Origin of the sequence: Dyadobacter sandarakinus (assembly GCF_016894445.1) — a bacterium.
Classification (GTDB): domain Bacteria; phylum Bacteroidota; class Bacteroidia; order Cytophagales; family Spirosomataceae; genus Dyadobacter; species Dyadobacter sandarakinus.
The window spans coordinates 4,075,768-4,097,168 of record NZ_CP056775.1 but is presented as its reverse complement, the minus strand read 5'-3'; the positions used below and the strand labels follow the sequence as shown (position 1 = coordinate 4,097,168).

Here is a 21,401-nt window from a genome sequence, read left to right as displayed (position 1 = left end):
CCTTTCGGCTGCATTCATGCAGCTTATGAGAGGTTTTTTCGCACGCACACTACTTTTTTACATCGGCATTTCTTTCTTCAATGCGTCGGCGGCGCAACAGTTGGCAGGAAACGAATGGATTGATACTGCCCGGACTTACCTGCGCATTCCGGTTGTCAGCGACGGAATGTACCGGATTTCAGCCGCAGCGCTTGCGGAAGCAGGCGTACCCGCGGCTACGGTGCCGGCCGGTACATTCCGGATGTACCGGCGCGGCCGGGAAGTTGCGATAGAAGTCCACGCTGCTCCTTCCGGGCTCCTGGATTCTACCGGGTACCTTATTTTTTACGGTCAAAAAAATGACGGTGCTGCTGACTCTTGGCTCTATGCGGCTCCTTCCGCTATACCGAATGTGCATTACAGCCTCTTCACAGACACTGCGGCCTATTTCCTGACTTGGGATGGCCCCGCCGGATTGCGGATGGATACTGCGGATGTTGTAGCCATGCATCATACAGCCGGTTATTATCTCGCAGAGACATTGCAGCTTTACACCAGTTACTATGCTCCCGGCCCATTTTACCCGCCGGGTTCCAATTTTGAAAATGGCTCAGCCTTGTCGGGATATGACCATGGAGAAGGCTGGACAGGCCAGGAGATCATGCCGGGCCAAATGCACGAACTATCGGCAGATTTGCAGCATCCCACTATCGAGAGGTTTGATGAAGCTACGGTAACATTGTGCCTTACAGGTCGCTCCCCGGGCATGCACCGGGTGGAAGTCTGGTCTGGAAAGGGGATCCATAAAAAACGAAAACTAGGGTTGGCAGAGCTTTTTGATTTTGAAACAAAGCAAACGGTCTTCTCCCTTAATGCTGAGGATCTTACCGGTTCCACTCAGGTTTGTCTCACCATTATTCCTGTTCAAAGTACAGGCAGCTTGTCGGTTTCCTGGCTCAAAGTGCAGTACCCGCAGCATTCAACACCGGGTGATACAACATCACAGCAGGCAATTTTTCCGCCCCCTGGTTATCATGCATTGAAAATATCGGGTGAAGAACAAGCCTATTTTGATTGTACCAATCCATTGGCACCCAGGCGGCTGCTGCCTGCCGGCGGTAATATTCCTGCGGGCAAAGGGCCAATTGTAGCGGTACGCAGCTACCGACCAATTCCTAAATCCGCGCTAGTTAATTTTTCCTCCTGGGATCGTGATCATACGGATTACCTGATCATCACGCATCCTTTGCTCAGGAGGCTGGGGGAGAACCAGGACCCGGTGCTTGCCTATGCCGGGTACCGTGCCTCCGCAGCGGGTGGAAGCTACCGGCCTTGCATTGTTTCCATTGAAGATGTGTACAATACGTTCAATGCAGGTGATCCGGGACCGGCGGGGATCCGGAAAATGGTCCGGTGGTTTCAGGAAGGAGGTAAGTTAAAGTTTGTTTTCCTGATCGGGCATGCCACAGATCCTCAGACAGCGCGTAAATCCCCGGAGGCCAGCCAGCTCAATATGGTGCCCAATGCAGGCTGGCCCGGTTCCGACTGGCTATTGGTAGAAAATGGCGATGGCCAGCCGCTGGTACCCGTAGGCCGGCTCAATGCTGTCAGTCCTCAGCAGGTATGGGATTATCTGCAAAAAGTGAAGGCCATGGAAGCTCAGGCCAGCAATGCTGAGTGGCGCAAAAACGTACTCCATCTCAGCGGGGGCCGCTCTCCGGAAGAGCTCAGGGCATTCAGGGAGTTTATGGATACGCTGAGCTGGAATATCGGATTGTCGCCGGCTGGTGCGGCAGTTCAGCATATGGCAAAACAAACGATGAGCTATACTGAGCCGGCAGGTGCATTTGATCCTGTAAACAGGGGCGTATCCCTGCTTACCTACTTCGGACATTCGGGATTGGACGTCACCGATTTTGATATTGGCCTGGCTGGTGCCCCGGGAGCAAAGTATGCCAATCACCCCCGCTACCCAGCCGTGATCGTGAATGGTTGTGCGGCAGGCAGTATATTTCATTCGGATCATACATTGAGCCAGCACTGGATTTTTGCGCCGGGCTCAGGAGCTGTGCTTTTTCTGGCACATACGTTTAATGGTACGGCCCACAGCCTGATGCGTTACACAAAATGTATTTACGAGGTACTGGCTGATCCGCTTTTTACCAGCGAGCCTTTCGGAGTGATACTGCGGGAGGCGATGATCCGTAATCAGGCGCGCAATTCCGATATTTTTGATCAAATCACAATGCAGCAAATGCTCCTCCACGGAGATCCTGCGATCCGTATTTTTCCTGCCAGGCTACCCGACTATGTGCCTGTTTCCGCACAGGTACTGGAAAAGAAAGACAGCATCAGCCTGCTTGTGCAAATACGCAATGACGGAAGGTACCGGCACGAAAAGGGCATACTGGAAGTAAGGAGGCAGCAGACGCGGGAGACTTTCCGGGCTCCATTTACAGCTATGCCAATTACAGACAGTGTCCGGATGCTGATTCCTTCCGGCAGCAGGCTGACAAGCATTGAAACCTGGGAAATCACGATTGATCCGGACAGCTTGCTGGCCGAAGAGGAGGAGACAAACAATAAAATCGTTGTAAAAACAGCAGATAAATTACATACAGATACCGGAGAAGACCGGATTGCGCCTGTACTGGACGTTCTGATAGATGACAGGAGGCTGGCCAATCATGATTTTGCAGCCAGTATGCCTGTATTTTCCTTTACATTGACAGACGACCGGACCTTGCCGACAGATACTTCCTGCTTGTCGGTATGGCTGAGGCGGCAATGTACAGGGTGCGAATGGAGCAGCATTCCGATGAAAACATCGGTTCTGACCACTTTGTCGGACAAAAACCTGAACATTAAACTATCGCCTGAAAGTCCGCTGCCTCCCGGAACGTACGAGCTGCTTGCAGATGTGCGGGATGGCAGCTACAACTTTGCGGCACCGTACCATGTTCTTTTCGAAGTAGGTGAAATTGCTGAAATTAGGCTTATCGAGGTTTCGCCCAATCCTTCTGCCAGCTGGTACAGGTTTGTAGTCCAATGCAGTGGTCTTACACATCCCGCGGATTTACATATCGTTGTTACCGACTTAAAAGGACATACGGTTGCTTCGCTTTTTTTGAAGCTTCAAAACGGGCGGAATGAATGTTTCTGGGATCCGGGACTGGCCCCTGCGGGTACTTTGCTGTACCGTATGGATTGTAATCCGAAGTTGCTGCGTGTCACTCCTGATGCAGCACGAATGATGACCGGGCGGTTGTTATGGACCGGGTAAGGGAATAGCCGCCTTTGGTTTACGTAAATTCTTGTTATTTTTGTTCATGATTAAAATTCAATCCCTTGAAAGAATACGGCAGTAACGTACAGAAATTGGCCGAGCACATCGTGAAGATGGAGGATAAGGCGAAACGCAATCTATATGCGCACATCCTTGTGGAGCTCATGCGGCAGATACATCCAAACATGAGGGACAACCAGGACTATACCAATAAGCTCTGGGACGACCTGTACATTATTTCCGGTTTTCAGCTTGACGTGGACAGTCCATTCCCGCCACCCTCTGCGGAGGCACTGGGAAAAAAGCCGCTCAAAGTGGGCTACAACCAGCAGAATTTGATGTACAGGCACTATGGCCGGAATATAGACCTGCTGTTGGAAAAAGCGGTTCAAACTGAGAACCAGGAAGACAGGCTGGCATTTGTTTCCTACATATTCCGGCTGATGCGGTCATTTTTCAGCACCTGGAACAAGGATAACCCCGAAGATAACGTACTGCTCGGACAGCTGGAACAACTCAGCAAAGGGCAGCTTACCGAAGAAATCGAGTACATTCGTACTAACGGGCCTGTTGAGGCTGCTCCCAAAGACCGGAACAACGGAGGGAGCCAGGAACGTGGCCGCGGAAATAATATGCAGGGCGGAAACTTTAAGGCACAGGCCGGCCACAATACCGACAGGCAGGGCGGTAACAACAACCAGGGCAATGCCAACCGCAACCGGCAGAACAACAAGTTTTCAGGCCGGAACAATAACAACAACAATAATAATAACAACCGAAACCGCAAGAAACCTGGAAACTGATCCAGGTTTAATTTTATCCAGTCTACTGCCCACTGCATTCAAATATGGCTTCATTTAAAATTACCGGAGACAGACGTCTGAAAGGCGAAATTGTGCCGCAAGGTGCCAAAAACGAAGCATTACAGATCATCTGTGCTGTACTGCTGACCAAAGAGCCGGTAACGATTCATAATATTCCCGACATCCGTGACGTCAACCAGCTGATTAATCTCCTGGGCGATCTGGGTGTCCGCCGCACCCGCCTCAGCGAATCGTCAATCCGCTTTGAGGCCGATGATATTAACCTTGATTACCTCGAATCCGATTCTTTCCGGCAAAAGGCAGCTGCATTGCGTGGCTCCGTCATGTTGCTCGGACCTATGCTGGCCCGTTTCAGAAAAGGCCGTATTCCGCGACCCGGTGGTGATAAAATTGGACGCAGGAGGTTGGACACGCATTTTCTGGGTTTTGAAAAACTTGGTGCGGCATTCAGCTATGATGAGGAGGATGGCGGTTTTTACCGTGTTGATGCAGCGAATCTGAGGGGTACCTATATGCTTCTGGACGAGGCATCCGTAACCGGAACTGCCAACGTTCTGATGGCCGCGGTGATGGCCGAGGGAACCACCACGATCTACAATGCAGCCTGTGAGCCGTATTTGCAGCAGCTTTGTAAGATGTTGAACAGGATGGGGGCGAAAATATCAGGTATTGCATCCAATCTGCTGACCGTTGAAGGAGTTACCCAGCTGCATGGTACCGAGCACACCATGCTTCCCGACATGATTGAGATCGGCAGTTTTATCGGGCTGGCTGCCATGACAAAGTCGGAAATAACGATCAAAAACTGCCAGATACCGCAACTTGGCATTATTCCTGATGTTTTTAAGAGACTGGGAATTGAGATGGAGTTCCGCGGCGACGACATTTACATTCCGTCACAGGAGCATTACCGCATTGAAAATTATCTCGACGGCTCTACACTTTCTGTCGCTGATGCACCCTGGCCGGGCTTTACACCCGATTTGCTGAGCATTATCCTGGTAACCGCCACTCAGGCGCAGGGTACTGTGCTGGTACACCAGAAAATGTTTGAAAGCCGCCTGTTTTTTGTAGATAAACTGATCGAAATGGGAGCGCAGATCATCCTTTGTGATCCGCACCGGGCTACTGTTATTGGTCATAACCGCGAAACACAGCTGCGCGGCATTCGTATGACTTCACCCGATATTCGTGCCGGAGTGGCGCTGCTGATTGCAGCCATGTCGGCAAGAGGCGTGAGTATAATCGATAACATCGAGCAGATTGACCGGGGTTATCAGCATATCGACACACGCCTCAATGCCATAGGCGCTGAAATTGTTCGCTTGTAACTACTTCTTTTTACCGTAGCTGCACAAGCTGTTATCTGCTTTTACGTAGTACGACTTATAATTGGCAGCTTTCGGGTCCATACATCCTTTCAGGTTCAGGAGCTCTACTTTCCTGAACTCGACAGGGTGGCTTTCACTTTGCAGCGATATCGATCCGTGATCGAGCAGTTTGCCGTCAACCATCAGGGAAGGATCATTTCCACTCACGTTCCCGCCGCCAAGCTGAGGTTTGTTATATTCCAGCACCATTTCTCCATTGGCATAATGCTGGATCAGCGAGTCGCCAAGAACCAGTACTTCGGCGCGTACCCACTGGTCTCCATTGTAGGTTTTTGATTTTGAATTTACACAATGCTGCGTAACCAGCTTGCCATCGATCACCACGTTGGTACCGGGCGTACACAGGTTGCAGGTAGTGCGTTCTTTACCATTGCCGCCCAGCAACTGTACTTCAATGGATGCCGGGAAATCCTGGTCTTTGCCCATGGTTGAAGCGGGTTGCCCATGAACCATGACACCACTGTTGCGCCATGCCCAGCCTTCACCTTTGGGCGCCTGCTCACCTACAAACCGGTATTCCACAGCAATCCGGTAATAGGAAAAATCCCCTTTGTAGAAGATATGACCATATTTTTGTTTAAAATCATCATATTGGTCGTAACGTACCACCATTTTCCCATCCTCGATCCTGAACGTATTGTTATAATTATCATTCAGTGCGTAGCCACGGATCTTAATATCCCAGCCATCCAGGTTTTTACCATTGAAGAGCTGCTTCCACTCTTGTTTGTCTGTATTTTTTTGTGCAAAAGCGCCTGCACAGATCAGGCTCAGCAGAATTGTGAAAAGAATTTTCATTGAATGGATCAATTAAACAGAAACAGATAATGATGAAGGCCGGTACCTGGCATTATATTACTATACGTTTACAGCAGCGCGGCCGGGTAAATATACGATTGGCGCACTGATTTCCGGGCTGGCGTTTGTAACAAGGTTGTTCCAATTTCTCTATGAGCTTGAAAACGAAGAAAAAAGTAAGCATCTTCTGGTTTCGCCGTGACCTGCGGCTGCATGATAACGCAGGACTTTATCACGCACTCAAATCCGGCTATCCCGTTGTGCCGCTGTTTATTTTTGATAAAATCATTCTTGATGATCTGTCTGCAAATGATCCCCGGTTAACCTTTATCTATCAGGAAATCGAGTCCATTCAAAGCCAGTTGCAGGAGCTTGGGGCGGATATTATGGTGGAATATGGAAAGCCGGAAGAGATCTGGGAAAGGCTGGCTGCAACCCTGGACATTGCGGAGGCATATACCAACAGTGATTACGAGCCATATGCAATTGAACGCGACACAAAAGTTGGCAAGATCCTGGAAAGCAGCGGCGCTACGCTGAAAGCTTACAAGGATCAGGTCATTTTTGAGAAAAAGGAAGTAATGACGGGCCAGAATACGGTTTATACCGTCTACACACCTTACAGTCGCGCCTGGAAAGAGAAGCTGAATGATTTTTACCTCTCTTCCTATCCCAACAAAAAGTATTTCGGCAACTTCCTGCACTGGAAAAGTAGTAGTATACCCAGTCTGAAATCCATGGGATTCGAGAAGTCAGATTTGGAATTTCCCTCGCGCCAAACACCCGACGAGAAGGTCGAACACTACGCGGAAAACCGTGACTTTCCGGCCAAAGATGCGACGAGCAGGCTGGGATTGCACCTGCGTTTCGGGACGATCAGCATTAGGAAGCTTGCACGTGAAGCGCAGCAACTCAGTCCTACTTACCTGAATGAGCTGATCTGGCGGGAGTTTTACCAGCAAGTTCTGTGGAACTTCCCGCATGTAGGCAGAGGCAAATCGTTCAAGCCGGCCTTTGATCACATCAGGTGGAGCTATGATCAGGAGCTATTTAAAAAATGGTGCGACGGGCAGACAGGATATCCGATGGTAGATGCCGGCATGCGTCAGCTCAATGCAATCGGCTTTATGCATAACCGTCTCAGGATGTTGACAGCCAGCTTTCTGTCCAAGCACCTGCTGATCGACTGGCGGCTGGGGGAGGCATACTTTGCTGAAAAATTGCTCGACTATGACATGGCTGCCAACAATGGCGGCTGGCAATGGAGTGTGGGCTCAGGCAATGATGCCGCGCCTTATTTCAGGATTTTCAGCCCGGATGCCCAGCAGAAGAGGTTTGACCCGAATATGGAATATATCAAAAGGTGGGTTCCCGAGTTTGGTACAAGTGCGTACCCCGAGCCCATTGTTGATCACAAGGAAGCCCGGGACCGTTGCCTTGCAGCTTACAAGAGAGCATTGGATACAGACAAAAAATAATTATTTGCCGCCGGCAATCACAATCGTCATCTCGTCCGGGCGCAGGTATTTGTGCGCCATTTCCATGACATCCGTACTGGTGGTCGCATGGATGCGACTGATATAATTCATGAAAAAATCAGTAGGCAGCTTGTCTAGGATCAGGGTTTTCTGACGGTCGGCTACTTCAAACGCTGTATTGAGTGAGCCCGCAAATTCACCGGCCATAAAGTTTTTCACAACCGATAGCTCCTCTTCACTGATGACCTCGGTTTGAAGCCGGTATATTTCCTTTTTGATCTCGTCGATCGTTTGCTGGGTGAATTCCTTTTTTACATCCGTTCCGATCATGAAGTACCCTGCATTCCTCAGTGTTGCCACATGGGACGAGATGCCGTAGGTCAGTCCTTTTTCTTCGCGAATGTTTTTCATCAGCCTTGACCCAAAGTAACCTCCAAGGATTTCATTGGTCACAAGCATTTTAAAATAATCCGCATGATGCCTGTTAAAAAGGCGTTTCCCCATTCTGATAGACGACTGTACACTTTCCAGACGGTCAATCACCATTTCTTCGGTTGGGTGGGATGAAGCCAGTGAGTGGATAATCTGGCCGGTGGGTGCTACGATCTGGTTTTTGCCAAAGAAGTTCTGAATGTGACCAATGTGAGAGTCATCGATCTGGCCTGCCAGCACGACGGTGAATTTGCCATTTTTGATAAACCGGTCGTAATGCGCTATGATATCTTCCGAAGGCAGTGCTATTATCTCCGCCTCATCCTGGCTTTTTCCGTAGGGGTGCAAACTTCCGAAAAGCTGTGCCCTAAACTCTGTAGTAGCAAGATAGGCCGTCTTCTCCTTGCTTACACGCAGATTCTGGACGGTAATATTTTTCAGCTCTTCAAGTTCTTTGTCTGGGAAAGTTGCTTCGCCAATCAGCTCGCTGACCAATGCAAGTACCTCAGGCAGAAACCGGGAGAGGCAGTACACGACAATCGCTATACGATCGGAATTGTGGCTCATTTCTGTAAATGCCCCGAGCTTGTCAAATGCTTCGTGGATGGCGGTGCTCGTTTTTGAGCGCGTCCCTTCCGGCAGCATTTTGATCGCAAAGTACGATGCACCTGATCGTTGCTCATGCCATGTACCAGCCTCGAAAATACATTCAAGCCGGATTACAGGCTGCTCGCCGATGTTGATCACGTGCAGTGCAATGCCATTATCAAGTATATAGCTTTGGGGTTCAGGCAGACTTACGGTATTGATAACTTTGAAATCAGGAGCAACGGTACGGTCGAGAGGCATTTGAAATTTTGCTAAAATAAAAAACGAATGACGTTGCAATAACGCCATTCGTTTCGAGAAATCTTATTGTTCTTTCTGCTAGTTTTCTTCGTCGCCTACATCAAGCTTTTCGGCCTTGTTCAGCCCTAGGGCGAGCGTAATGCGAAGTGTTTGTGCCAGCGGACTTCCTTGTTTTACAGGAAAAAGGTATGCAAAATCAATGGCATATTTTTGTGCAAACTTGATACCCGCACCTGCTGTAAAGAATTTGCGGTCACCCTTGTTTTTGTTTTCGCCATAGTAACCACCGCGTAATGCAAAGATATCATTGTACCAGTACTCAAGACCGGTAGAGATGGCCACTTCCTGCATCTCCTCTTTGAAACCATCGGGCGCATCAGAGAATGATCCGAAGACGCCTTTCAGCAGTGGGCGGGCGTTAATGTCCGTACCATCAGGAGTAGGTACCATCAGCTTGGTAGCATCCACAATAAAGTTGAAACGATTGCGGCCGTCTGCGGTAAAGGACAGTCCGCCGCCCAGCTTGAATGTAGTAGGAATAAAGTTTTCAGTATCAGTTCCGGAACCATAGTTGATTTTACCTCCCAGATTGGAAAGCACTGCTCCCAGAGACCAGGTAAATTCACTGCCCGTATCTTCGTTTTTGATCACATTGCGATAGTAGGCGCTGATGTCACCAGCCGCTACCCGGGCCGGATTCAGCGAAACATTGCCAATTACTGCAGTTCCTGCAAGATTGGACGAGATATATTTCAAAGTCAGAGCCATCGAAAAGTTCCGGCCGAGCTGACGGGAGTAAGTACCATTGATAGCAAGTTCGCGTGAGGTAAAGTATCCGTTTTGAGCTCCGGTTGAAGTACGAAGGTCAAGCTCTCCATTGTTGAAGTAGTTGACGGACAATGCGACAGCCTGGTTGGTACCCAGTTTTTTGTAGGCTGTCAGGTAACCCAGCCACATATCGTCTACGAGGTTTCTCAGCCAGGGAGTGTACGATGCAGAAACACCAAAATCTTTGGTATTGTAAGGCAGCTTTGCAGCATTCCAGTAGGTAGAGTTGGCATCAGGGCTTAATGCTACGCCGGCTTCTCCTAAGGCAGCACTCCTGGCGTCGGGCGCAAAAGTCAGGAATGATAGTGGTGATGCGGGAATTCTCCTGAGTGTGTCCTGAGCCTTAACGGTGCCCAGTGTGAGAACGAATAAAGAGGATAATGTGACAAAAGTAAGTTTCATAGAAGTTGGATTTGCGGTAGGAAGTGCTTTAAATCAGCTCCTTTAATGCGTCAAAATTACGATGAAAGATATTTTTTACTAGAAAATTGAAAAGTTTATTACTACGGCGATCGTATCAGTTTGCCCGATTTCCGATCGCTGGAATTGTCTTTTAACGATCTGACCTCAGCCTGAAATAGCAATAAGGAGTTTCGAGGAGGCAGGCTTCCGGGCGGTATGATCATGACTTCCCGCACCGTTTCGCTGCTATTATAATACTGTTGACGGAAAACACCAAGTTTTTGTCCATTGTTCAACAAAATGTTAAAAATTATTTCTACATCCTCTCCCGACCTACTATGACTTATCTCAAATGAAAGATCTTTATCAAATGGGTTAGGAAATACGTTCAGATTGTTGAGCTTGATGCCGGCGGCTGCGCCTACCTGAAAAGCGAACGCTATTTCAGATAAGTTAGTATATACATCCCACACTTTTACGCGTGCATTGTACAGGCCCGCCGGAAGGTTCTGAAAGGGATAAACAACCAAACCTGAGCCCGGATCATCGAGGCTCGCCGTGAAGTAATCGTTGAGGACAATGGTGAGTGTATCATTAAGTGTGACCGTGATATCGTGACCAATTCCTGCACTTGAAATATTAATCCCGCTGCTATCGCGAGCTTTGATATAAAGGATAGGCGAGGGGCCCGTACGGTCGCCATCCCGGAATGCCTCCTCATCCAGGTATGCAGTGACTGTGGGCGGAGTTGTGTCGTCGCCTACCTGAGCACTGCCTCCCACAACGATATCCAGCTGACTGCCAGCCTCTGCAAGCGTATCGCCGGCAAACGCGTAAACATCCACGCGGCCGGTGCCTGTACGGTAATCAATGTCCCTCGGTACGGTAAAGCGCATCGAAAACTGTCCGCCTCTGACACTGGCCGTACCATCAAAAAGTTTGCTGGTAAACTGCCTGTACTCCCCGGAGGCACCTTCATTTCCCAAGGTCCTGAATGGACTTTCCTTGTCGTAAACTACCATCCGGGCAGTTCCGTTAAAAAGTGAATCTTTGGTGTTACTTCCTGGCAAAAGTACCTCTCCTGCTAGCAGCACCGTTTGAAGCGCACGCAATGTATCGGGCTTTGTGGTCCAGCGAATGCCGCTTTCCGGGCGTGCAAGCCGCATGGAGGGATCTCCCAGCAGGGTGAAGTTCCGGTTGAGGCTGCCTGCCAGTGCTTTGTTTTTGGTGTCCCTGAAAATATCGCCCATCCTGACACCAGGCCCGTCACTGACCAGGGTCTCATAAAATGCACGGCTCAAAGTGTAATTGGTACTGGAATACACCGGCCGCGTGGTACTGATGGCACCAATAGCGGCTCCTTTCGGGCTTAATACCATAATCTCTGCCCCTGACACAATTGCCGGATCATCGTACCGCCCGAAGTCACAGGTTGCGGTCAGCAGCAGCGGAAGGTTGCTGATGCCCCTTGCCGCCTGCATATCGGCGAGGGTAAGGATTTGTTCCTCAGCCCAGCCACTCACGCCTCCATGACCGATATAATTGAGGATCAATGTGCCCTGGTCAATATGCTTTAGGATTTCTGCATTTACCTGCGGAGCTTTCGGGCCCTGCTCGGTTGTATTTTGTTCAAATGCATCTATAAACGTGCGGGAGGGCAGGAAATCGCGCTGAATCAGATTTGCAAGCTGATCGGCATGCTGCTGGTGAATGTTACCGTCACCATCGTCAGCCACAAATTGTACTTTACTTTTCCACAAACCCGGCGCCAGGCGGTCATACCGGATCAGCTTGTCAACAATCGTTTTGGCTTCTGCGGCGTTTTTGGCCGGAAGACGGCCTATACCAATATCCAGCGTGTGATCGCCCGTCAGGGCTTCTGTCCAGGTACCTTCACTTTTTTCAAGAAAGCCGAAATAATCATCGGAAGAATACGTGTACACCGGATTGAGTGATTCGCGGCTTTCGTAGACGGGTACCCAGTTGCCGCGCTGCTGTACTGGCTGATTGAGCAGGTTATTTTTGTAATCGTAAGTAGCATCCCCGAAAAGCAGCAGGTAGCGCAGTTTGCCGGGTGATTTTTCGTACAAATACCGTACAAAATTCCGGATAGCAGTAACGTCCGGCTTGCCGCCTGCAAACTCATTGTAAATCTGCCGGGTGGTTACGACGGTGGCAGCAATCCCGTCATGGTCTTTCCGGTATGTTGCCAGCCGCGCAGCTTCATTTTGCCACTGCGGTGGGGTTACAATCAAAAGCTTGGGAACATCTATGAAGGTGAGATTTTGATTGGTAATTTTCTCCCATGAGGCTGGCTCAAATGCCAGGGTGCTGCTGAACCCGGCAACTTTGCGGGAGGCTGGCGCACCTGGGTATGTAAAGTCAAACGTGCCGGCCGGCATAGCGTCGACAATCATGGCAGGATGCACCATGTCCGTAACATCCCAGAGATTCCAGCCTGCTGATGTATTGGTGAACCGGTAAGTTACCGTGTCTGATGAGGGAAGTAAATGGTAAAGCTGCTGTGTGTCGTAGGAGCTGAAATTCCTTTTTGTTTGTAAACTGATATAGTTGAGGTAACCCTGAGCCGAACTCTGCCCGTTTTTCTCGTAGGTAATTCCTGCATTGTATTCCGTTGCAGGAACAGCGCCGGCGGATGTAGTAAATGTTTTGTCCGCACGGATGCCTTTGATGTCGTAAGTACTGGCACTTACGGTACCAATCGGAACCTCGCCCAGGACTGTTCCATTCAGCGACCATTTGAACTTTGTAGTGACCTGCGCGGCTCCCACTGCCGAAGTATTAACCCTGATCTCTGACTGCGGAATGACCCCGGGAATTGTAGCAGCTACTGTAATGGTACCTGAGCCCAGGTATTCTCCCCACCATTCCCGGCCCGATTTCAGCAGGTTGGTTGTTTCCTGCTCATGGTACCAGTAATCATCAAAATGTGAGACAAGGCGGGCTGAGGGTTTTGCAGGATAGTTGGCAGGCACGATTCTAAGCCCATTTTGCGCGCCGATGTTCAGAAAGTAAAAAGCAGTGTCGGAATACACATGCAACTGGTGGGAGAGGGAAGCTGAGGCAGTGTCGTAAGTCACAATGTGCGGACCTTCTGCATAGAAAAATGCTGCGTCCCCGGCATCAAACCGATTGTCAGCCTCTCCGGTGACTTGTACAGCAACTTCGTTCAGCATGGAGATTCCGGCGGCATTACTTTGCGGCAGCATGCCGGCTGGTCCTCCCAGTATGCGTATCGTTTTGGGATCAATGCCACCCGGCTCTATGCCTAATTTGCGAAGAAACGGTGCATCCAGCTTGTAAATGCCTGATTTAGTTACCCCTATCCGGTACCAGTCCCCGGTTGAAAGCGGGGTAAGTTCCTGGCAGTATGCGGCTTGTACAGTGAGCAGGAATCCTGCCAGAAGTGCAAGAAAAAGGCTAGCATGCTTCCACCAGGGCATGTGCCGGGATGGTATATAGCCTGCGGGAAATCTTGTCCGTACAAAGTACCCTCGTCCTGCGGACCGAGCCCCGTATGAATTGTCTGTTTTGAAAAACAAAGTTTGTTCCTTCATTCAATTGTACCAATGCTACTTTTCCTGGCGTAAGGGATTGTACGTCGTACTTGCGGATTGCCTGGATTAAGGCAGGATCGCCGCCGGTGGTAGCACCCGGATTTTGGGAATAACGTACCAGTGCATGGAGAATGTCTTCCGGGAAGATACTTTCATTCATGACAGGCTGCAACAATGCCGAAAACGCCTGCTTCCATTCTTTACCATGCGGAGCGGGCCGCTTTTTGCCACGTCCGCGATACTGGTAATGCACCACGCAGTGAGCTATTTCGTGCAGGTAAGTGATCAGGAAATTATAGGGGTTCAGATTTGCATTGACGGTGATCCGGGGGGGCACTCCCGGCTTTACCGTAAAGTCGCCCAATCTGGTGCGACGTGGCCTGGAAAGCAAAAAATCAAAGGGATACTGTCTGCGCAGGGCTTCACAATAGTCAATGGCTGGTGCAGGGATGTACGAGCCGATCGAAGTATTTTTCATACCTAAATAAAAAAAGAAAAGCCCTATTTTCATAGGGCTTTTCAGAAGTTCCGTCTCGTACGGACAATTACTTCACTGAATCAGCAGAAGCAGAGTCTGTAGTTACTGAATCAACAGCCATTGTATCAACTGCAGGAGTTTCAACAGTTACAGCAGTTGTGTCAGCTGATTCGTCAGCAGGTTTGCTAGTACAAGCAGCGAAAGTTACCATCCCGGCAACGAACGCGAAAGCGATGAATTTTTTCATTTCTTGGGTGTAATTAAGGTTCATTGCAAAGGTAAAATGAATATTCTGAACAATCCCAACGTTTAGGATTGTATTTTTTCAAGAACTTAAAATTTCCTTAGAAAAGTCTTTAAGCTCTTCAATTTGTCCAATTTATTCTGCTATATATATTAAGCAACTTCTATCTTGCTGTTGAAAGCTTTCACGCAGGCAGCTACTTCGGGCAGGAGTTCCGGATTTTTTTCAATCCCATTTCCCACTACAATCACGTCTGCTCCTGCATTTAGTGCCTGGTCAGCTTTTTCGTAGGAGTCGATGCCGCCTCCGACGATGATAGGTGTGTCAACCGTGCCGCGTACCGCCGCAATCGTTTCAGCAGTGACGGGAAACTGAGCGCCGCTGCCTGCGTCGAGGAACATATACTGGAGACCCAGGTACTCACCGGCAAGGGCGGTACATGCTACGATGCCGGGCTTGTCGCGGGGCAGGGGAGTGGTATTGCTGATGTAGGAAACTGTGGTAAGCCGGCCGCTTTCAATAAGCATATAGCCGGTAGGAAGTACTTCAATGCCGCTGCTTTTGAGCAGGGGTGCCGCGATAACGTGCTGTCCGATCAGCAGATCGGGGTTGCGGCCGGAAATGAGGGAAAGCAGCAGGATGGCATCTGCAACAGGATCAATATGCAGGCTGCTGCCCGGAAAAAGGATAGCCGGGATGTCCGTGTATTCGTGAATGGCCGCTACCAGGCGGTCGATTGCATAGTTGGTAATCAGGCTACCGCCTACAAAAAAAAAGTCGACGCCGTGCGTAGCCGCGTATTCCAGAAAATTCGGGAAAGTATCAAAGTTTACTTTATCAGGATCCAGGAGCACCGCGAAGGATTTCCTTTTCTCTGCTTTTCGGATGTGAAGGAGGTCTGCAATTTTACGATCCGCTGTTTTCATTCGGTTTTTGATCATCTGCAACTAAATGTTTCAGCCTTTGACGTGCCCATTCGAGTGCGATCGTCCAGGCCAAGCTTTGAACGGCTTTCCCTACCGCAAATTGCTTGCTCTTCTTTGGCTTTACCTCTACTTCTACCGGACGCAATGCATACTCGTCAAATACAGGCTTCGGCTTTTTGGGCTTGGGCAGCAGTGCATTCATCAGCAGGTAGCTGGTAGCAATTGCACCGCCAATTACCAATGCTTTTTTTCCATAATCGCCTGCATCACTTTTCAGGCCCGTCCACTGTGTTTCAAGCTTGTCGCGGTAAAGATCCGCATTCAGGATCAGATCCTGTTTTTCTTTATCCGTATCCGAAGAGAACGGTTTGGTAATTTTAACCGAAGAATCTATAGGAGAATTCATCTCTTTCCTTTTTAAACTGTGATCGGGATTAATTTAAAAGGAACCCAAAAATAGCAATTTGAATGGAAAATTTTCCCCATTACAACTATTTCATCCGGTTCAGCCTTCTTTGATACTCACAAATTTCACAATAACGTTACGCACCACACGGATCACTGCATCGCGGAAAACAATGGACAGAACCAGCAGAAGCGCGAAAACACCGAGCAGGATTACAAAGCCAAGATAGTCGCTGTTGAGCCACTTGTTGAGGAACGTACCTAGCAGGATAATGATCAGAATCAGTACGGTAAGGCCGATACAGAGCAAAATTGCACCATATACGCCCATGACGGCGGCCCGCTCAATCTTGTCCCGGGTTTCGATCTTAAAAAGGTCGATCCGCGTTTCGAAGTATTTGAAAAGCGTGTCTTTGATATCTTCCAATTGACTTATCATAGCAGTATTGGTCTTGTCATGTACATCAGTAATGCTCAGTATGAAGCATTTTTCACAACATTAATCCAAAAACATACCAAGAATGGAAGAAACAACGGAAACGATGAGGCCAAAGAATAAGGCAGAGATAAATCCATCAATCTCGAACCCGCTGACGAGATAGGTGGCAAGGTAAATAATGAAGACGTTGACGACGAAATAAAACAGGCCGAGCGTCAGGATGGTGATAGGGAGCGCGAGTATTTGCAGGACAGGCCTGAGGAAAGTATTGAGGATACCAAGTACAATGGCTACAACAATGGCAGTGCCGGTATCTTCAATGAATACGCCCGGTACTAATTTGGACGCTACCAGTACTGCCAACGTGCTTATTACAAGTCGTAAGAGTAATTTCATATCGCAGCCGATTTATTTGTGACGGCTGCGAAGTACGTTAATTACCTCATCTAAGTCAATGTTTTTCTGTTCCAGGAGAATCAGGAGGTGAAAAAGCAAATCGGAGACTTCGTTCATGAAAAGATCATTGTCCTCATCCTTTGCTTCGATGACAACTTCCACCGCCTCTTCGCCTACTTTCTGCGCAATCTTGTTGATTCCCTTCCTGAAAAGACTGCTGGTATAAGATGCTTCGGAAGGGTTCAATTTCCTTTCGCGGATCACCTGTTTCTGAAGATAGTTCAGGAACGAAGCTTCTCCGATCTTGGTATGCTGCACATTTTTTTCCCCAAAGCAGGTATCTGCCCCGGTGTGGCAAACCGGGCCTGCGGGCGTTGCCTTGATCAGGAGGGTATCGCCGTCACAGTCCACATTGATCTCATTTACGAAAAGGAAGTTACCCGAAGTTTCACCTTTGGTCCAGAGTCTTTGCTTGGTACGGCTGAAAAATGTCACGGTACCCTCGCGCCTGGTTTTCTCAAAGGCTTCTTCGTTCATGTAGCCGAGCATGAGTACTTTGTCGGAGTTGGTATCCTGTATTACAACCGGAACCAGCCTGTCAGCTGATTTTTCGAAATTGATCGTATTGAATTCGTTGCTCATATCAGTTTGCACAGTGGGTTAAAGGGTCATCCTCATCGGCAGCGCTCTGCCATGCAAATATTGCTTGAGGTCGGGGATATCTATCTCCCGAAAATGAAAAATGCTGGCTGCAAGTCCTGCGTCAGCCTTGCCGGCTGTAAAAACATCATAGAAGTGCTCCATATTTCCGGCTCCGCCCGAAGCAATCACCGGAATGCCCGCATTACCCGAAATCCTGGCCGTAAGTTCCAGTGCAAAGCCGTTTTTTGTACCGTCCGTGTCCATTGAGGTCAGCAGGATCTCGCCGGCACCGCGGTCTTCAACTTCCCTCGCCCAGGGTATCGTCCTGATTTCAGTCGCCTTGCGGCCGCCGTGGGTATGGACGATGTGCTCACTACCGTTTTCGGTAGCTATATAACGCGTATCTATTGCAACTACAATGCACTGACTGCCAAAGTCGAGTGCAAGCCGGTTGATGAGGTCGGGATTGCGTACGGCCGCGGAGTTGATTGATACCTTATCGGCGCCGGCATGCAGCAATGCGGATACATCCTCCACCGATGATATGCCTCCGCCAACAGTAAATGGAATGTTAACGGTATGCGCAACCCGCCTTACCAGGTCGATGAAGGTGGAGCGACCGTCGATCGTAGCCGTAATATCGAGGTACACGAGTTCGTCGGCTCCGTGGGAGGCGTACAATGCACCCAGCTCCACAGCGTCGCCCGCGTCGCGCAGATTGACAAAGTTTACCCCTTTTACTGTACGTCCGTCTTTTACATCCAGGCAGGGTATAATGCGTTTGGTCAGCATATCAGACTGTAAATTTTTGTAAGTCGCTGAGAGTTATACGATTTTCATAAATCGCTTTTCCGATAATGACACCATAGATCCCCATTTCTTCAAGCTTTTCAACATCTTTCATTTCACTTACGCCCCCGCTTGCAATGATCTTCAGGTCGGGGCACTTATCCTGCATGTTTTTATATAAATCAAAAGAAGGCCCCTGAAGCAGGCCGTCCTTGGCAACATCTGTGCTGATCGTGTATTTAACACCCTTTTCTACATAAGCTTCCACAAAGTCGTACACCCAGATCGAAGTTCCTTCTTCCCAGCCGCTTACCGCAATTTTCTCCTGCTTTGCATCTGCCCCGAGGATTATTTTTTCTCCGCCGTAAGCAGACAGCCAATGCTCAAACAGGTCGGGTTGCTTTACAGCAATACTTCCTCCGGTTACCTGCTTTGCCCCGCATTCAAACACCATCCTGATATCATCATCGGATTGTACGCCGCCGCCAAAGTCCACATGCAGCCGGGTTTTGCCTGCTATTTTTTCAAGGACTTTCCAGTTAATCACCTTTTTGGCTTTGGCGCCATCCAGGTCCACAAGGTGCAGGCGGGTAAGCCCGGCATCTTCAAACTGAAGAGCTACTTCAAGTGGATTTTCATTGTAAATGGTTTTCTGTCCATAGTTACCCTGGGTCAGGCGCACGCACTTGCCTTCAATAATGTCGATAGCGGGTATAATCTCAATCATCAGGGGGAAGGGTTATATTTTCAAAAAGTTTTCAAGAACCTGCTGCCCGGCATTACCACTGATCTCGCAGTGGAACTGGGCGGCGTAAAAATTATCCTTCTGCAGCATCGCGCTGAACGGTTGAATGTATTCGCAGGTAGCCACGGTATATTCACAAACCGGCGCGGCAAAGCTGTGTACAAAATAGACAAATGCATTATCGGGCAGCCCGTCAGCCAGCTTTGTGTTGTAATGCCCGATGTTGTTCCAGCCCATATGCGGTACTTTCATGCCCGTTGCTGCCGGAAACCGTTTAACATCCACATCAAAAATACCCATGCATTCGGTATTGTTTTCTTCCGAAAACCGGCACATGAGCTGCATACCAATGCAGGTTCCCAGCACGGGCTGTTTCAGGGAGGGGATGAGCTGGTCGAGGCCGGTCCTGCGAAGGTAGTGCATGGTCGTGCTGGCTTCGCCCACGCCCGGAAAAATCACCTTGTCGGCCGAGCGGATCTCCTGCTCATCGTCCGTATAAAGGTAGCCGGCGCCGATCCTGTCGAGGGCGTACATGACCGACTGCACATTGCCTGCGTTGTATTTGATTATGACGGTTTTCATTCAGGTAAAAAAGGGTAATAATGTGTTCAGGCAACAAAAAAGCCCGATTTGAGATCGGGCCTTTTTTGGGGATACTATGTATTCAACCTTATTACAACACTACTTGCAAAAACAGATCACCCAATTCGTCCGACAGCCGTATGGCATTGATGAAAGTGATGATGTGTTTGAGCGTTTATCATACTACAAATGTAAGCCATTTTCGTAAAAAAGGAACGTGACCATCTGAAATATTATATTAAAATTTGCTTAGAGACATCCGCAAATAGCGTATGAAATGTAACCGGCAGGTTCTCTGTTTTTTGATGAAGCGCCCATCAACCTTGCCCATGCGGTAAGACATTCCTTTTGTACCTTGCAGGGCATATCGGACGGAAAACTATGTCAAGATCCATTTTTCAAATCTTTTTCTCTTTTGCAATTTTGATTTCCACACAACCCGGGGCCATGTCCGAAGATCTGGCGGACCGCCTCTTTAAAGCCCACAAAAACTATCGCGAAGCAACGCTCGTTCAGCGCAGGTTCAAGCAGAAAGACATTATTCCGCTGATCAGCAAGCGGGTGGGAAATCCGCTGTACGCCATTGAGGAAGTTGGGCAATCGTTTGAAGGCCGCACAATCCGCATGATCAAGGTAGGAAAAGGCAAGAAGAAGGTGCTGCTCTGGTCGCAGATGCATGGGGATGAGCCTACTGCCACCATGGCCACGTTCGATATTTTTAATTTCCTGGAAGGTAAAAACGACGGTTTCGACGATTTCCGGAAGGAGCTGCTTGAAAAAACAACCCTGTACTTTGTGCCAATGCTCAATCCCGACGGTGCCGAAAGGTACCAGCGCCGGACCGTACAGGGCATTGATATGAACCGCGACGCCGCCGCCCGGCAAACACCTGAGGGAGCCATTCTAAAAGGGTTGGTCGACAGGCTTAAACCCGATTACGGCTTTAACCTGCACGACCAGAGTCCGCGGTACTCTGCGGGCCGCAGCCCTAAGGTGGCAACGATTTCGTTCCTGGCTACTTCCTACAACTATGAACTGTCCGTGAATGATGTGCGGGAACGTTCCATGCAGCTGATTGTGGGCATGAATAAGGTACTGCAAAGGTACATTCCCGGCCAGGTAGCGCGCTATGCGGACGATCACGAGCCGCGTGGTTTTGGTGACAATGTGCAGAAATGGGGGACCACACTCGTGCTGATCGAGTCCGGCGGATACGTAGGCGATCCCGAAAAGCAATACATCCGACAGTTGAATTTTATGGCAATCCTCTCCGCATTGGGCAGGATAGCCGATCATTCTCTGGCCAAAGAAGACCGGGACGATTACCAGAAAATACCCGAAAACGGAAAATGGGTGTATGACCTGGTGGTCAGGAATGCAACGGTACGGCAGTCGGGGAAGGCATTTACGGCCGACCTGGGTATCAACCGCAATGAGGTCAATTATTCCAATGCAACGAAGTTCTTTTATTACAGTAAAATCGAGGAGTTCGGCGACCTGCATCCGCAGTATGGCAGTGAAGAGCTGGATGCTACCGGCCTCACCATTGAAAAAGGAAAAGTTTATCCGACGGCATACCGGAATGTGAGTGAAATCGGCAAGCTCAATGCATTGACCCTGCTCAAACAGGGGTACACCTACGTCCGGCTTGCTGCGGACGGAAACAGCCGCGCCCTGGGACTCTATTTTACGACCACGCCCCTGCACGTGCTCCGGGGTGGGCAGGCGGCACCTTCGGGTACGCCCGGACTTGGTAATACCGCAACTTTCATCCTTAAAAAAGGAGCTGTTGTTAAATATGCAGTAGTCAACGGATTCGTGTACGACCTCGAAAAGTTTGATGGTACCAAAGGCCAGGGGATCATTGAGTAACCCGCCTTGCAATCATGCATTGAAAAGAATATCTTCGG

The 21,401-nt window shown here is 49.3% G+C and carries 19 protein-coding genes; 5 read left to right on the top strand and 14 right to left on the bottom strand.

Annotation, left to right across the window (positions count from 1 at the left end; genetic code table 11):
• Positions 1 to 25 precede the first annotated feature (25 nt).
• The 3 genes from porU2 to murA all read left to right on the top strand — a co-directional run bounded on the left by porU2 (position 26) and on the right by murA (position 5,420).
• Complete coding sequence (porU2, locus tag HWI92_RS16565; RefSeq protein ID WP_204657330.1) at positions 26 to 3,262, top strand: putative type IX secretion system sortase PorU2; 3,237 nt, start codon at positions 26 to 28, stop codon at positions 3,260 to 3,262.
• A 65-nt stretch (positions 3,263 to 3,327) separates the two neighbouring features.
• Positions 3,328 to 4,068: a DUF4290 domain-containing protein gene (locus tag HWI92_RS16560; RefSeq protein ID WP_204657328.1), complete on the top strand. Its 741-nt coding sequence runs from the start codon at positions 3,328 to 3,330 to the stop codon at positions 4,066 to 4,068.
• A 44-nt stretch (positions 4,069 to 4,112) separates the two neighbouring features.
• Entirely contained in the window at positions 4,113 to 5,420 is a 1,308-nt protein-coding gene (murA, locus tag HWI92_RS16555) for a UDP-N-acetylglucosamine 1-carboxyvinyltransferase (protein WP_204657326.1), read from the top strand.
• Here murA and HWI92_RS16550 read toward each other — a convergent pair whose 3' ends face one another.
• Positions 5,421 to 6,278 carry a 3-keto-disaccharide hydrolase gene (locus HWI92_RS16550; RefSeq protein WP_204657324.1) on the bottom strand — a complete coding sequence of 286 codons (858 nt, stop codon included), beginning with the start codon at positions 6,276 to 6,278 and terminating at the stop codon, positions 5,421 to 5,423.
• Between the two features lie 152 nt (positions 6,279 to 6,430).
• Between HWI92_RS16550 and HWI92_RS16545 the strand changes: the two genes are divergently transcribed.
• Entirely contained in the window at positions 6,431 to 7,756 is a 1,326-nt protein-coding gene (locus HWI92_RS16545; RefSeq protein ID WP_204657322.1) for a cryptochrome/photolyase family protein, read from the top strand.
• Here HWI92_RS16545 and HWI92_RS16540 read toward each other — a convergent pair whose 3' ends face one another.
• The 13 genes from HWI92_RS16540 to hisH form a co-directional block, all read right to left on the bottom strand.
• A complete protein-coding gene (locus tag HWI92_RS16540) occupies positions 7,757 to 9,037 on the bottom strand; it encodes a M16 family metallopeptidase (RefSeq protein WP_204657320.1) in 1,281 nt (426 codons plus the stop codon).
• Between the two features lie 78 nt (positions 9,038 to 9,115).
• Entirely contained in the window at positions 9,116 to 10,267 is a 1,152-nt protein-coding gene (porV, locus tag HWI92_RS16535) for a type IX secretion system outer membrane channel protein PorV (protein ID WP_204657318.1), read from the bottom strand.
• Positions 10,268 to 10,368: 101 nt separating this feature from the next.
• Complete coding sequence (gene porU / locus HWI92_RS16530; protein WP_204657316.1) at positions 10,369 to 13,731, bottom strand: type IX secretion system sortase PorU; 3,363 nt, start codon at positions 13,729 to 13,731, stop codon at positions 10,369 to 10,371.
• The gene (locus HWI92_RS16525; RefSeq protein ID WP_229248131.1) at positions 13,709 to 14,323 is read right to left on the bottom strand and encodes a SprT family zinc-dependent metalloprotease; all 615 of its coding nucleotides are present in this window, start codon (positions 14,321 to 14,323) and stop codon (positions 13,709 to 13,711) included. The genes porU and HWI92_RS16525 overlap by 23 nt, the downstream gene beginning before the upstream one ends.
• Before the next feature lie 67 nt (positions 14,324 to 14,390).
• Positions 14,391 to 14,570 carry a hypothetical protein gene (locus HWI92_RS16520; RefSeq protein ID WP_204657312.1) on the bottom strand — a complete coding sequence of 60 codons (180 nt, stop codon included), beginning with the start codon at positions 14,568 to 14,570 and terminating at the stop codon, positions 14,391 to 14,393.
• 149 nt (positions 14,571 to 14,719) lie between these two features.
• On the bottom strand, positions 14,720 to 15,493 hold the full coding sequence (locus tag HWI92_RS16515) for a phosphoglycerol geranylgeranyltransferase (protein ID WP_204657310.1): 774 nt from the start codon (positions 15,491 to 15,493) through the stop codon (positions 14,720 to 14,722).
• Positions 15,474 to 15,899: a hypothetical protein gene (locus HWI92_RS16510; RefSeq protein ID WP_204657308.1), complete on the bottom strand. Its 426-nt coding sequence runs from the start codon at positions 15,897 to 15,899 to the stop codon at positions 15,474 to 15,476. The genes HWI92_RS16515 and HWI92_RS16510 overlap by 20 nt, the downstream gene beginning before the upstream one ends.
• 99 nt (positions 15,900 to 15,998) lie before the next feature.
• Positions 15,999 to 16,337 (bottom strand): phage holin family protein, encoded by a 339-nt coding sequence (locus HWI92_RS16505; protein ID WP_204657306.1) that lies wholly within the window; start codon positions 16,335 to 16,337, stop codon positions 15,999 to 16,001.
• 60 nt (positions 16,338 to 16,397) lie between these two features.
• A complete protein-coding gene (locus HWI92_RS16500) occupies positions 16,398 to 16,733 on the bottom strand; it encodes a phage holin family protein (protein WP_204657304.1) in 336 nt (111 codons plus the stop codon).
• Positions 16,734 to 16,745: 12 nt separating this feature from the next.
• Entirely contained in the window at positions 16,746 to 17,375 is a 630-nt protein-coding gene (hisIE, locus tag HWI92_RS16495; RefSeq protein ID WP_204657301.1) for a bifunctional phosphoribosyl-AMP cyclohydrolase/phosphoribosyl-ATP diphosphatase HisIE, read from the bottom strand.
• 18 nt (positions 17,376 to 17,393) lie between these two features.
• Positions 17,394 to 18,167, bottom strand: coding sequence for an imidazole glycerol phosphate synthase subunit HisF (gene hisF / locus HWI92_RS16490; protein ID WP_204657299.1), 774 nt, complete (start codon positions 18,165 to 18,167; stop codon positions 17,394 to 17,396).
• A 1-nt stretch (position 18,168) separates the two neighbouring features.
• Positions 18,169 to 18,891, bottom strand: a complete 723-nt coding sequence (gene hisA, locus HWI92_RS16485) for a 1-(5-phosphoribosyl)-5-[(5-phosphoribosylamino)methylideneamino]imidazole-4-carboxamide isomerase (protein WP_204657297.1) — start codon at positions 18,889 to 18,891, stop codon at positions 18,169 to 18,171.
• 12 nt (positions 18,892 to 18,903) lie between these two features.
• Positions 18,904 to 19,491: an imidazole glycerol phosphate synthase subunit HisH gene (hisH, locus tag HWI92_RS16480; RefSeq protein ID WP_204657295.1), complete on the bottom strand. Its 588-nt coding sequence runs from the start codon at positions 19,489 to 19,491 to the stop codon at positions 18,904 to 18,906.
• A gap of 447 nt (positions 19,492 to 19,938) precedes the next feature.
• Here hisH and HWI92_RS16475 point away from each other — a divergent pair, with 447 nt between their 5' ends.
• A complete protein-coding gene (locus HWI92_RS16475; protein WP_229248130.1) occupies positions 19,939 to 21,363 on the top strand; it encodes a M14 family zinc carboxypeptidase in 1,425 nt (474 codons plus the stop codon).
• The last annotated feature ends 38 nt before the right edge of the window (positions 21,364 to 21,401 follow it).